At 60.4% G+C, this 13782-nt stretch carries 11 protein-coding genes; 6 read left to right on the forward strand and 5 right to left on the reverse strand.

Annotated elements, in window-relative coordinates; all coding sequences use genetic code 11:
* Positions 1 to 8: 8 nt before the first annotated feature.
* The 5 genes from K2O51_RS07380 to K2O51_RS07400 all read right to left on the reverse strand — a co-directional run bounded on the left by K2O51_RS07380 (position 9) and on the right by K2O51_RS07400 (position 7031).
* Positions 9 to 221, reverse strand: coding sequence for a PAAR domain-containing protein (locus K2O51_RS07380; protein ID WP_342394094.1), 213 nt, complete (start codon positions 219 to 221; stop codon positions 9 to 11).
* A gap of 89 nt (positions 222 to 310) precedes the next feature.
* Positions 311 to 1603 (reverse strand): hypothetical protein, encoded by a 1293-nt coding sequence (locus K2O51_RS07385; protein WP_220630008.1) that lies wholly within the window; start codon positions 1601 to 1603, stop codon positions 311 to 313.
* A gap of 252 nt (positions 1604 to 1855) precedes the next feature.
* Positions 1856 to 2764: a T6SS immunity protein Tli4 family protein gene (locus tag K2O51_RS07390; protein WP_011301380.1), complete on the reverse strand. Its 909-nt coding sequence runs from the start codon at positions 2762 to 2764 to the stop codon at positions 1856 to 1858.
* The gene (locus K2O51_RS07395) at positions 2761 to 4539 is read right to left on the reverse strand and encodes an alpha/beta hydrolase family protein (protein WP_011301379.1); all 1779 of its coding nucleotides are present in this window, start codon (positions 4537 to 4539) and stop codon (positions 2761 to 2763) included. The genes K2O51_RS07390 and K2O51_RS07395 overlap by 4 nt, the downstream gene beginning before the upstream one ends.
* A 23-nt stretch (positions 4540 to 4562) precedes the next feature.
* Positions 4563 to 7031, reverse strand: coding sequence for a type VI secretion system Vgr family protein (locus K2O51_RS07400; protein ID WP_220630673.1), 2469 nt, complete (start codon positions 7029 to 7031; stop codon positions 4563 to 4565).
* A 298-nt stretch (positions 7032 to 7329) separates the two neighbouring features.
* On the opposite strand from K2O51_RS07400, the gene tssB reads away from it, so the two are divergent.
* The 6 genes from tssB (at position 7330) to K2O51_RS07430 (ending at position 13738) form a co-directional block, all read left to right on the forward strand.
* Positions 7330 to 7836, forward strand: coding sequence for a type VI secretion system contractile sheath small subunit (gene tssB / locus K2O51_RS07405; protein ID WP_011301377.1), 507 nt, complete (start codon positions 7330 to 7332; stop codon positions 7834 to 7836).
* 24 nt (positions 7837 to 7860) lie between these two features.
* Entirely contained in the window at positions 7861 to 9408 is a 1548-nt protein-coding gene (tssC, locus tag K2O51_RS07410; protein WP_220630009.1) for a type VI secretion system contractile sheath large subunit, read from the forward strand.
* Between the two features lie 115 nt (positions 9409 to 9523).
* A complete protein-coding gene (gene tssK, locus K2O51_RS07415) occupies positions 9524 to 10870 on the forward strand; it encodes a type VI secretion system baseplate subunit TssK (protein ID WP_220630010.1) in 1347 nt (448 codons plus the stop codon).
* Positions 10867 to 11514, forward strand: a complete 648-nt coding sequence (locus K2O51_RS07420; RefSeq protein ID WP_140949737.1) for a DotU/TssL family secretion system protein — start codon at positions 10867 to 10869, stop codon at positions 11512 to 11514. The genes tssK and K2O51_RS07420 overlap by 4 nt, the downstream gene beginning before the upstream one ends.
* A 10-nt stretch (positions 11515 to 11524) precedes the next feature.
* On the forward strand, positions 11525 to 13246 hold the full coding sequence (locus K2O51_RS07425; protein WP_245001787.1) for an OmpA family protein: 1722 nt from the start codon (positions 11525 to 11527) through the stop codon (positions 13244 to 13246).
* A gap of 6 nt (positions 13247 to 13252) precedes the next feature.
* Positions 13253 to 13738 (forward strand): Hcp family type VI secretion system effector, encoded by a 486-nt coding sequence (locus tag K2O51_RS07430; RefSeq protein ID WP_011301372.1) that lies wholly within the window; start codon positions 13253 to 13255, stop codon positions 13736 to 13738.
* Positions 13739 to 13782 lie beyond the last annotated feature (44 nt).

Consider the following 13782-nt stretch of genomic DNA (forward strand, 5'->3'; position numbering starts at 1 on the left):
AAGGCGAATCAAATGTCCATATAGGAGGTGTACTGCGTGGGGATCAGGAGGGGGCTTGGGTGACACTTGCAGACACACAGATCGTCGCTCAGGGCAGCTTCGCGGCCATCCGGGCCTTTCATTGCCAGTCTTGGGCCGCTGCAGACAATGACTCCCATGGTTTTGCAGACCGGGCACCAAACTGGATCACCCTCATAGGCTTGATCGCGGTTCCCAACCATGTCGTCGGCCCTGCCACCTTCGACCCTGCCACCAACAGTCGTTGGGTCGCCTCTCTGAATGTCGTAGCGTCTTGTCACACCATCTTCCTTCAAGAATCTGCCTGCGTTCGATCAGAATCCCGCGTTACATCTTTATCGGCGTCACGGCGGACCACAGCGGTGAGCATTGTTCTTTGCTCCGCCGTTACGATGATCTGACACGGGGTCTGCTCTGAAAGCGCGTCCACGGCGCATGCCAACGCCAGCCAGGGAGATGCCACACCGGCATAACCGATCGTCTGATCGATATCCGTTGGTGTAGCCTCCAACCCAAGCTGCCGTGCGGCTTCATGTAGCTTGCTGCTTTGATCGACACTCAACCCAGACTTCCAGCCAGAAGGAATCTTCTCGGCTGTCACATCGGCCCACTTCAAGGCATTCGCCAACATGGCTTCTGGCGCATCGACGTCCCCCCACACTGGCCTGTGCAGGCTTGCGCACGCCGTGAGAGCATGTTTGCGGACCAGTACATCGGACGCTAGCAGCAAAGCCGTGCCGGCTTCGCAGGTTCCTGTCGGAGGCGAATTGCCGATAACTGGGTGCAATTGGATGGCGACGACGAGTCGTGTCACTTGCGTTGCCTCTTCGGCAACGATGCGATCTAGCCAGTCATCCATGATGCCGGTGCCGGATGGCGTATCTTCATCGGCGATCTGCATGGAGGATGGCAGGCGCCGCTCAGTCCAGCACTCCTGCCAAAGAGCCACATACGCTTCCCGGTCCAACTCCCCAGAGAGCCACAAGCTAACTTCGATCCCGGAACGGGATGGGAGAGCTCGAATGGCTTTCGCCATGTCGGCAAGCAGTTCCGAGTACAGCCATCGCGTCACGGCGACTTGGCGAGCGCTATCGTCCATTTCAGAATCCAGCTTGCCCCCCGGCACTTCGATCCACCGCGCCTTGACGGGGTCACTATCGGAAGCAAGGGCATCTCGCGTCGTCAGATTGACGGACCCAGATCGCACAGCCGAACTGGCATTCTCCCGCCTTTCCGCCGAGAAACGAAAGGCTGACCCGAGAAGAATCAAGGGACGAGACGCTGCAGCAAAGACCGCTTCGTTGTACTCATGTGCAGCTTCACGTTGCATCTCGGCGTCCAGCTTTCTTCCTTCAAAGTAGCTGTACCTCCTCAGCACGACAAAAAGCGGGATGCCTAGCGGAAAGATGATCAAGGTCACCCAGAATTTGAACGTGTTCGTGGGCAATTGTGCCGGCCAGAAACGAAGAATTCCCAAAGCGAGTACCGACGCAGTCGCGAGGTGCACAATGGCCCAGAGAATTCTGGACGGACGTGCCACAGCTTCGGTGTTTTCTGTCGGCAACAGCGAGAAATCGACTGCCATGTCAAGCGAAGCTTCGCTTCCCCACCGAAGTGACATGGAACTGCCCGACGCCCCGAGTCACGCCTTGTGACTCGGGGTTCAAATCCGTCCCGTAGTCTTTCTCATTGCTCGTTGGAAACACCTCTTCGCAGAGATAGTGCATCGCTTGCCCAACTGTCATGGCAGGGTTCCGAAGAGCCTCCATGCGATTGGAAAGTGCAACGACAGGCATTGCGCTCAGCGCAAGAAGAACACAACGGCGAGAGATTGGTTTCATACGGCCCCCGGACGTAGACGAATAGAATCAATCACGGCGTCCCACAATTCCAGCGCTTCTTCATCGCTGGCGAAGGATTCCCTGTTGGTGGTGTAAGCGCTTTCACCGACCCTGAGCGTGGCGTTCAGATTGGGTTCCACCAGCGAGTGCGCCATGCCGGGGGCCTCCCATTTGAATCCGTAGCCGCGCTTTCCGTCCTGATTGCTTGCCAGCAGGATCTCGTCCGCCTGAATGGGGCCGACCGGACGTGCGCGGTCACGTAGACGCGCGAACCCCGCTATCGTGCCAAGCAGCCCGGCAACGACACCTCCGGCCCGCTCGCGCAAACCGGGTTCCACCCGACGCTGTGCATAGGATGTGAGCTCGAAGAAGACATCGGGCTTGCCGGGCAACTGGATGACCATGCGCCAGCTTTCTCGGTTGAAATCGTTGTCCGCGAGAATTGCGTCATCGACCACGTAGCCGACACCCTCTGGAATTTTCCCTGAAGGAATCTGGTGCCACTCGCGAGAGAGCTCTTCGCAAGTAGCCAAGGCTGTCGATTTGCGACTTTTTGACACATCTCCCGAGTAGCTAAGAAATCGCGTACCTGCACGAAAATAGGTATCAAATACGTAAGGCTGATACCGCTCCTCCGCGTCGGAGTTCGGCCAGGATATCAACGTTACTCCACCGTTCGAATGCGAGACGCGCTCGATGAATAGACTGTCGTGTGTGGCCGTCCTGGCTAGGCGCAACGACTGTACTTTCTGAGCGAGAAATCGCTCGTAGTCTTCCTGGCTCCGGATATCCAGTAACGGTTTGATCTTGACCTTGTTGAAGGAATAGGTCTCGATCGTCTTGGCGTTCTCGGGGATGTCCACCAAGTGTCGGCCAATCGCTCGCGTTCTCCATCCTTGTTTCATGGATTCTCCTTCTTGTGCCAGTTTGCCTGTTGGGCGATCTTGATCACCGCGTACATCGTTGCGAAGAGCGATCGCCGATGCGCGTCGCCATAGCTTCCCTGATGGTCGTAGCAAAAGTATTCATTGCTCTGCCCTGGATTACTCTGTCCATGCGCAAAGCTCATCGCAACGCCGGCTTTACCTGGGGCTTCGCCCGAGTACACTGGCACCGTGCCGTCACCAGGACAGTCAGGATCGGCGATCGTTAAGACAGAACCTTTGTTGGTTCTAAGCGTTCCTTTACCGTCGTCCCGTACCACAGTGATTGCCGCCGGACCGAAAGCGGATACTTCGTTGATTTCCCATGTCACCTCTCCCCAGCTCATACGGTCCTTGGCAGCCATCAGACCTGACCCGAGCAGCCCGCCGGCGTCCTTGTCGACCTCGCGTAGACCCTGCGCCCCATAGTGGGCATAGGTGGGCGACTTATATTGCTTCTCGATAGCGCTGTGAAACTCTCTGACCAGTCCGATGGTTGTTGTCAACTCTTCGCGAGGAGCATCACGCTCTTCCTTTTCGTGTCCTTGGCTTTTCTTGTCACCAGGATCCATCAACGCCAAATTGTGATCAGGCACAAGCCCATACCATGCCGGAGACAGATAGATCTCCTCATAGGGGTCTCCACCTGCCGGTAAGGGCGGCATCAGCTCGTTTCCTTTGTTGTCCCGCACGAACAGCCATGGCTTGCCGTCGTTGTAATCAGCGGTCGGCAACAACTCGAGTCCACCCGGAGCTTGCGAAAGAATGGCCACAACGTCGGCGGCGTTGCGCCCCAGAAACAGCTTTTCCGCTCCTTCAAAGCCCGCGCGCATGCGCTTATACGTGGCCGGCGCACCTGTTGCGGGCTGAACGCCGTGCGAAACGCCAAGGACCTTGTCGCATTGATGAATCTCGGTCAGCGCACGGCTGACCAGCCCTCCCATCGAGTGAGTGACGACGATGACCTTTTCCGCCATCGGCCGATTCGGCTTCTTGCGCTGAATACTGCATTGGTTGCTCCCCTCACCATCCGGTGTGTCCTTGACGGTCACGCGCTTGCCCTCGTTGTAGTAGGGAAGAATCGTGTTTTCGACCAGGTCCTTGATGGCTGCGCCAGAATCCTTGTTGCTCTGCAGCCAGTTGTAACCACCTGCCCAAACATCGAACTGATAGTTGGCTGCGTGCAAAACTTCTTCTCGTGTCAGCGCGTCGCCCTCTTTTGCACCCCATTCGCTCGGCGAATCCTGACTAGATTCCTCCGCCCAACCCTTGAAGTCGGCTTCGCAACGATCGAAATCGTACCGGGCCAAGTCATTGAGCAGTTTTTGCAACTGCCCCATGAATGGGTGGTAGCTGGAGCGCATCAATGCACCCCACCCGCGCGCTACCAACACGTTCTTCGGCAGTCCGCTTTCGCCCGCGTCAATAGGCCCACTGGGGTCGACCTCAACCGTTTCGGTCGCCAGGTCATCGGCCCGCTCGTTGGTATTCTTGAGTAGGTAGCTGAACAGTTGCACGATCAGGTCTGCTCCACCTCTTAGATCGAGGTTCGGGGGACTCCACGCGCTTGATTTGCCTTCCTTCTTACGGAGGTTGGTTCCCATGATGCCCGGTACGAAAAGGATGGGAATCACATACGGCTTTGCCAGCACGATTTTTTCACGCTGGTCCTCCTCAGAGGTCAGTGTCGCGGAACTGTACTGATCGCCGTTCTTGTCGACGGTACTGTGAATGATGACGGTATTGGATTCGGCCATAGTCTTCGCAACGAATTGGGGAGTTAGTCGAGCGGACGAATTTGTACGGGCTCCACGAAGATGCTCTTCTGGACTGGCGTCTTGCCGGACGCGTCCGTTTGCATCTTGAGTCTCGTGCCGTCGCCTCTGGCTATTTCAATGGCAGAGTTGGAGAGTGGCTCCCCTGTCGATGGATTCCGAAGGACATAGGTGTCATTGAATTTTGCGTGCTGCCACGTGTTCATCGACTGAGCCAGCGAGCTGGGTCCCTGGCGGCTGAATGCCGCCGACCTGATGGTCCGGTCTCCGCGCGTTCCGTCCTCGATCCCGGTTGACGACATTCGCAGATACGAGCCGCCACACTTGAGCAGCAGCTCGTCCTTTGCCTCGATGACGACGCGACCATTTGCACTGGTAATCGTCATGTGTTTATCCGCGAGAAGACGCATTTCGTCGCTCTGGGCCTGGAGTTCAACCTTTCCCCGCGCAGCAACCAACTTGACGCCCAGCTTCTGGGCAAAGATGGACACCAACTCGCCCGCAGCCAGCGTGAAGCGTTTTGCGATGCTGAAATCCGCGTGGCTGCCCGCCGTAGCAATGAGGTTTTGGGCGGCTGTGCATTGCAGGTCATTACCGGAGGCCAGCGCCACGCCGGCAGGAGCACTGACGAGAATTCCCGCTCTCTTGAGTTGTGCGAGAGACTCATCGAGGAGGGCTTTCTGCCTAGCGTAGTCAGCGGCTACCGCCTCGGCTGCCTTGGCCGCAGCACCCAACGCCTCGCTTTGCTGAAGCGCCTGCTGCAGTAGCCCCTTTGCAGCCTCCATATCAAGTTGCTGGCCGTGGGCGTTCGGCTGGTCATCTGCCGAGATCAGCAGACCCTTGCCCCCACGCACGGCACCCCATCCGGACGTGCGCAATTCAAAGCCGTCGCCGCGTTTCTGCTTCTTGCCGTCAACCAGGTAGCCCAGATTGAGTTGGGTCTTGCCGCCGTACTCCGTCGAGAGCTTGATGCCTTCCTGGCCCTCCCAATCCTCCATGCGCAGCTTGTTGTTGCTCTGCGTGCGGATAACATTGCGCGACAGCCACCGGTCCGCGGTCGTGATGTGGTCGCCCTGATAGCTGTTGTGGTGGGCCGACGCGATATAGGGCTTGTTCGGGTTCCCGTCCGTGAAGGCAATGGCCACCTCAGTTCCGTCCAGCAGCGGGAAGTGGAAGCCAGTCTGAAGGCCGCCAGCGAAGGGTTTGGCGAGGCGTAGCGGCACGCTCTCGCCGCCGGAGGGCCACTCCTCGAAGTCCAGGTCGAAGCGCACCGTGTAATGCCCGTCCTGGGTCAGGTAGGCGTACTTGTACTTGTTCGGTGACGTGACGCGTGCACCGAGCGTGCCTGCAATGCGCGGCCAGTTCGCTTCGTCTAGCGGCAGCCGGAAGCGCCGGTCGGACGGAATGGACTTGAAGGAATTGCGGTAGGCCTGATCGCGCGCGCCGCTGTGCGTGACCTCGGTGATCACCTGACCGTTGGGCGCATCGAGGAGCGCAAGGTTCAGGCGCAGGATGCGTGCCGGGCGCAACTCCAGCACGTTGCTCTCGCCCTCATAGACGACTTGCCCGGCAATGGCTGCCTCGTGGCGTAGCTGCGCTTCCCACTTGGCGCTGTCCTGATCCAGGTGGTGCGTGCCATAGAAGTATGGCTGGCCGTAAGTCGTGCGGTCCTTGCGCGCGATGTTCGCCTCGGCCTGGAAGCGCTCGTAGGCCTGCGCCGGGTTGCGGTCAGCGGCCCGGACCGATTGCGCCACCGTCCTGGCGACGGTCTTGATGGCGTAGACGGCTTCCACCCCGGATTCCAGCCCTGCTGTCTCCTGATACGGTGGCCGCAGTTCCGGCTGATAAAGGTAGTGGTCGATATCGTCCGCCACCACCCAGTTTTCCCCGAATTTGCCCGGAACGAAGTAGCTGTACAACCCTTCCTGCTCCATCAGCAGGCGGATGTAGTCCCAGTCGGACATCTGGTACTGGAGCCGGAACTTGTGCTGCGGATACTGGCGGCGCGTCTTGAAGGCGAACTGGTGTCCCTTGAGGTCGTGCCGCCGCAGGATGGCCTCGATGATCTGCGGCGCGGTCTTGTGCTGATAGACACGGCTGGCATGCGTGAGCCGCAAGCGCGCCACGAGGGGTTCCACCACCATTTCATAGGCAGCGAAGTCGCGCGTCTGCCTGGTCTTGGCGAAGCGGGTAATGCAGCCGGCGAACCGGCGAGGCTCGTCACCGTCGGCGGCGTCGATCACGAACGCCGCGTCGCGACCAAGATAGTCCGCGCGGTCCAGTTCCAGCGGATGCGTCAGCTGCACGGTCACCACATAGGGTTCACCCAGGCGCTCCACGGCCTTGAACGACACCACTGAAAGCGCGGCGGCAGTGGGCGCGCTGGGGACCTCCAGGAAATACGCCTGTCGACCGGTAATTCCCTTGGGCAGATCGCTCGCAGTCGCCTTTGGTTCCTCCACCACACTAGCCATTGTTCTTTGCTCCGTTCTCAACGTGATCGAACCCTGCCGGAGAGCGGCAATTCGGGCGTTCTCACGTTCTCCTCGGTCCGGACGGTACGCTAATTTATTACGGACGCAAACATATCTAGGTCAAATATCGATTTAAATCAATGATCTGTAAATCGGTATTTAAATTTGGGAAGTTTCATATATTTTCCGCTGATCTTTCATGTTACTTATCACACCGGATCGCCCGCGCCGGACTACAGAATATGGATCTGGTTTCATGCTCCAAGCAACTTTTTAATCAGAGATAAGAGGGAAAAAAATGGCTGAAAGTTTCCAGAATGAAGTGCCCAAAGCACGGATCAACATCAAGCTGGACCTGCATACCGGCGGTGCGCAGAAGAAGGTCGAGTTGCCGCTCAAGATGCTGGTGATGGGCGACTACAGCAATGGACAGGACACCCGCGCCCTTGCAGAGCGTGAGAAGGTCTCGATCAACAAGAACAACTTCAATTCCGTCCTCGCCGATTTCAATCCCAAGGCCAGGATTGCGGTCGGCAACACGCTGGCCGGCGATGGCTCGGAACTTCCAGTCGACCTTGACTTCAAGTCCATGGACGACTTCAAACCGGAAGTTGTGGCGGGCCGCGTACCCGAGTTGCGGGCGTTGATGGCCGCGCGTAACCTGCTGCGCGACCTCAAGTCGAATCTGCTCGACAACGCGATGTTCCGCCGCGAGCTGGAAAAGATCCTCAAGGATCCGTCCCTGTCCGAGCGCCTGCGTGCCGATCTGCAAAGGATTGGCGAGAACGCCCCGTCCGCCCAGTAATCAGCCTATTTAGGATTGAATCCCATGGCCAAACAAGAGATTTCCGCACTCGCTCACAGCGAGGTTGACACCGTTGTGCTGGACGCGCCTGGCAAGACCGTCTACGAATCCCTTTGCGAGAAGATCAACCTGACCCCGGTCAGGAGCGCACGTCCGGTGGAATCCTTCCAGAGCCCAGAAGCATTGTCCGATTCATCGCTGGATGAGCGTGTTGCGCAAGCGATGCACGTATTCCTGAAGATGATCCAGGATTCATCGCAGCAGGTGGACCGGCTCGATAAGAGCCTGCTGGATTTTCATATCGCGCACCTGGACGAGCAGATCAGCCGCCAGCTTGATGCAATCATGCACCACGAAACATTCCAGCAGATCGAGTCTGCGTGGCGCGGGCTGAAGTTCCTGGTCGACCGCACGGACTTCCGCAAGAACGTCAAGATCGAGGTGCTGGATGCTTCCAAGGAAGCATTGCGCCAGGACTTCGAAGACACGCCGGAAGTGATCCAGAGCGGCTTGTACCTGCATACGTACATCCAGGAATACGACACGCCGGGCGGCGAGCCGATCGGCTCGATCATCTCCAACTACGCGTTCGATCGCAGCCCCCAGGATATCGCCCTGCTGCGCAATATCTCGAAGGTTTCGGCGGCGGCCCACATGCCGTTCATTGGATCGGTGTCACCGAAGTTCTTTGGTAAGGACTCGATGGAGGACGTGGCCAGCATTCGAGACATCGGCAATTATTTTGACCGTGCGGAATACCTGAAGTGGAAGAGCTTCCGCGATTCCGACGATGCCCGCTACATCGGCCTGACGCTGCCGCGCTTCCTCGCACGTTTGCCCTATGGTCCCGAAACGGTGCCAGTGCGCGCCTTCAACTATACCGAGGCCGTCAAGGGCCCCGATCACAATCGCTATCTGTGGGCGAATGCCTCGTTCGCCTTTGCCGCAAACATGGTGCAAAGCTTCATCAAGAACGGCTGGTGCGTGCAGATTCGCGGCCCGCAGGCCGGCGGCCTGGTGGAGGACCTGCCGATCCACTTGTATGACCTGGGTACCGGTAATCAGGCCAAGATCCCCACCGAGGTGCTGATCCCGGAAACGCGCGAGTTCGAGTTCGCCAATCTGGGCTTCATCCCGCTGTCGTACTACAAGAACCACGACTTCGCTTGCTTCTTCTCGGCGCACTCCACGCAGAAGCCGGCGCTCTATGACACCAGCGAGGCCACGGCCAACAGCCGGGTCAACGCGCGCCTGCCATACATTTTCCTGCTGTCGCGGATCGCCCATTACCTGAAGCTGATTCAGCGCGAGAACATCGGCACCACCAAGGACAGGCGCCTGCTGGAGCTGGAGCTGAACACGTGGGTCAAAACGCTGGTGACAGAAATGACCGATCCGGGCGACGAGCTGCAGGCCTCGCACCCGCTGCGCGAGGCGAAGGTAATTGTCGAGGATATCGAGGACAACCCGGGCTTCTTCCGCGTCAAGCTTTTCATCGTGCCGCACTTCCAGATCGAGGGCTTGGACATCAACCTGTCGCTGGTGTCGCAGATGCCGAAGGCGAAGAACTGAGTGCACTGAACCGGTTCGCCAGCACTGCTGCGCATTGCGTGGAGGAAAGTCCTCCATGCAATGCGCAGCCTCAGCCACGATGACGCGCCTCAGACTGCGCGGCGATTGATCACACATGAAGATAACGAGACCGCTGTGGGCACAAGGCATTTTCATGACTCCACAGCATTTTCAGCAGCAAGCGCTGTGGGAGCGCCATACCGACGAGCTGGTTGCGCGCATTGCGTGTCCGGAGCCGTGGGGCACCGTTCGTGTCGCACTCGACCCGCAAGCGCTATCCATCCACCGACTGGCCGTCAGTGCCTTGACTGTGCGCCTGCCCGACGGAACGGTGATTGACACGGAAACCGCGGACCGCACGCCACCGGCACGCGATCTCGCCGATGTGCCGGCTAGTGTCGATGCGGCAGTCGTACTGGTCGGCCTGCCACTGGTGGACGCCCAGGGTGGCAACTGCATGGAGGACGGCGAGCGTCCCGCCCGGCCGCGACGCTTCGTGCGCGAGTATCTGTCAGTGGCCGATCTGCATGGCGAAGGCAAGGAAGAGATTAGCGTCGAGCGGCACGCGCTCGCACTGCTCTTCGATTTCGAGGCCCACGGCGACTATGTGACCTGCCCGATCGCCCGGCTGATCCGCACGCCGCACGGGCGATTTGAACTCGACCCGACATTCGTGCCGCCGTGCTTGCTTGTCGCTGCGAGCGATAGGCTTACCGAGCGGATGAAGCGGCTCTCGGAGATCCTTGCCGCCAAGAGTGCGAGCCTGGCCGTGCGCCGAAGGGAGCGCTCGGACCAGATTGCCGACTTCGCCGTGGCAGATGTGGCGCTCTTCTGGCTGCTGCATAGCGTCAACAGCAATTGGCCGGAGCTGGCCCGCCTGTGTGCAGCACCGCGGCAACATCCGGAACGACTCTATGGCGTGCTGTCCCGCCTGGCCGGGGCGCTGCTGACTTTCTCGACCACCGAGACATTACAGGCCATTCCCGCTTACAACCACTTGGCGCCAGAACCGGTGTTCGCGGAACTGGAATCGCTAATCCGCACGCTGCTCGACACAGTCATCCCGTCGCGGGTGGTTCCCGTTGCGCTGGAACGAACAAGGCCCACGGCCTGGGTTGGCAAGATCCTCGACGAACGGCTGGTGGAAGGCGCCGAGTACTACTTGTCCGTCCAGGCAGGCTTGCCCGCTCACACACTGCTCGAACAGCTGCCGCGCCTGTGCAAGGCAGGTGCGCCAGACGAAGTCGAACAGATCGTCAACTCAGCGCTGCCGGGTATTCCCTTGCGCACCATGTCCCGCCTTCCCGCAGCGATTCCGGTCCGTGTCGAGAATCAGTACTTCGCACTGGATAGCGCGCATCCGGCCTTCCAGCGCATGCTGGCCGCGCGCGCGTGCCAGTTCTATGTTCCGGCCTCCGTGCCGGACGTATCGCTTGAACTTTTTGCGGTATTGCCGGCATGACGACGCTTACTACCATTCTGCCTCTCGCCTTGCGCGACACGGCCTTGACCGTTACGGAACTTGCCGGGGAAGCCAAGCCGGAGACTTTCGAGACCTTCCGGACCAGGTGCCTTGAGCACTTGAGCCGCCTGCGTGAAGAGTTCCACGCGGCCGGGCATTCGACGGCCGTGGTCGAAGATGCGGCCTACGCCCAATGCGCGTTGCTGGACGAGGTGGCCTTGCGCAGTCTGCAGGCCAAGGAGCGCGATGCCTGGGAACGTGAACCCCTGCAGGTCAAGGAGTTCCAGAGCCATGACGCTGGCGAGGAACTGATTGCCCGCATCGAGCGCCGATTGGCCGAACCCCAGCCGGTGTTGCCCCTGCTGGCCGTCTTCTACACCGTGCTGGGGCTGGGCTTCCAGGGCAAGTTCGCGCTGGAGGGCACCGGCGCCCGCGAGCGGCTGATGCGTGCCATCGACGAGCGTCTGGAGCGTGGCGGCGTTCAAAAGAACACGGGGCCGGTGATCGTTACGAGTGGGCAGGCAAGAGAATGGCGAGGCCTGTCGCCAGTGGCCTGGGTGGGCATCGCCCTGGCTGGTGCGGCTCTGGTCTATGTTGCGCTGGACCGATGGCTGGCCGTGTCGATCGCCCAGCTCGGTGGCTGAAAGGGTGTTCGTGACAGGCTATCCCTATCGCACGCTTTTCAGTTGGGTCACGGCGCTCGCGCTGGCCTGGCTGGCCCTCAGCTCTCCCTGGGCAATGACCTGGAACCTGCTGCTGGCCGGGCTCGTCATCGTGCTGGCGCTTGTGGCTATCGTGGTTGCGACGCGGCGTGCCCGTGCCCGCAGACAGGCGTCGCGGGCCGTACTGGAGGCCATCCACGTGTCGTTGGACACGCTTCCGGGAGACCTTCGCCAAAACACCCCGATCGTGCTGACCGTGGGCGACTGCGCGCCCGCGCTGGTCTTTGGCGAACCGCTGGTTCGGATGACGGACGCCGCGATCTGGGTGCGCGTGCACGAGCCCACCAGGCTGGCCTACGTGGCCGATGCGCTGAAGCGCTGGCGCGAGGGCCAGGGGCCCGATGCCGTCGCGTGCCTGGTAGGCGCGGACCAGGCATGCGATCCGGCTACGCTCAGCGCTGGACTCAGGCGTTGGCGTGCTGCTATCGGCGAGGCCAGTCGTGCCGTCGGGTATCCGCTGCCGGTCTGCGTCGCCGTGTACGCGGAAGAAGCCAGCGGCCCCCCTGATGACTGCCCGTGGTTTGGCATCTCTGGCGGGAGCCTGCCCTCGGGAGAAGCGCTGTGCGACCAACTGGCCGACCGCCTTGCACAGTATCCGCAGGCGGCAGCGCCAGTTGACCGTGCGGAGCGCATGGGGCGCGCCGCACGCCTGGATGCGCTCGTCAGGTGGGCGTCCGGCGCATTGTTGCCGGCCTTGCGGGATGACGGGCGGGAATCAGGACGAAGCGGGCGCCCGGTCCGCGTGGCGGCCTTCGGCGTGACTGCCGTGAAAGGCATCCCGGCTCATGATTCGCTCTACGCCCGTTTTGTGACGCAGCTCACTGGATTGGCAACGTCCGCACGGGAAGGGAATAGGGCGTCCTATCCCTTGCCGGATGCATTGATCCGTGGCATTGCTGTGCAGCCTGTGCGACGCGCCTTGCCGAGCGCGTTAGCACACGCCTTTGCCTGGCTGGCCCTGAGCTTCTGCGCGGCCGCAGCCGCGTCAGCTTGGCAGAACCGCGCATTGGTGACGCGCGTCTTTGGCGACATGGCCCATTACCGCACCATCGGCGCGGAGCACGACGCCGCACGGGTCGACGCGTTGCAGGCGCTCAAGCGCGATCGAGATGAACTCGAGCAGTACCAGAGCGCCGGCGTGCCGCCACGGCTCGGGCTGGGCTTCTATCGGGGCGCGAAGCTGCTGGCGCCCCTCAACACCCTGATCGCAGGCTATCAGCCGCCAGCACCACCGCCTTCGACCATCGAACTGAACAGCCTTTCGCTGTTCAAGAGCGGCAGCGCGGTGCTCAATCCCGGGTCCAACCGCGTCCTGATCGGCGCGCTGGAGCTGATCAAGGCTCATCCGGACAAGCGCGTACTGGTTGCTGGACACACCGACGCCGTAGGCGCCGCCCAATCAAACCTCAAGCTGTCCGAGGCACGTGCCGCCTCGGTGCGCGACTGGCTCGCCGATGCGGCTGGTCTGCCGGTGACGCGCTTCGCAATCCAGGGCTATGGCGACACCCGTCCCAAAGCACCCAACGACACGGAAGCCGGACGTTCGGCTAACCGCCGTGTCGAGATTACCCTCGTCCCAGATTGCCGCGATGACCGTCGCGGCGTTCAGGAAACTTTGGGCCAGTCGGCCTGTTCATTCCAGCAAAAGGAGTAGGAAGCAATGGCAATTCCCGCATACATGTGGATCAAGGACGACGGCGGAGCCGATATCAAGGGCTCGGTCACCGTGTCCGGCCGCGAGGGCAGCGTCGAAGTCGTCGCCTTCGACCACGCCGTCAACATCCCGACCGACTCGAACACCGGCAAGCTGACCGGCACCCGCGTGCACAAGCCGATCGTGTTCACCAAGGAAACGGATGCCTCGACCCCCTACCTGTACAAGGCGGTCACCAGCGGACAGACGCTGAAGTCGATTGAGATCAAGTGGTACAAGATCGATGACGCCGGCAAGGAGAAGGAGTACTTCAACACCAAGCTGGAAAACGTCAAGGTGGTCGGCGTCACGCCGAAGATGCTGGACATCAAGAACCCGGCCTACGAAAAACATAACCATCTCGAGGACATCGAGCTGCGCTACGAGAAGATCATCTGGTCGTATAAGGACGGCAACATCATTCACGCCGACAGCTGGAACGAGCGCTCATAAGCGCCATATAGCCGGTGCCTGACACCGGACCGCAATGCGTGCGG

This window comes from Cupriavidus pinatubonensis (genome assembly GCF_019602855.1).
GTDB lineage: Bacteria > Pseudomonadota > Gammaproteobacteria > Burkholderiales > Burkholderiaceae > Cupriavidus > Cupriavidus pinatubonensis.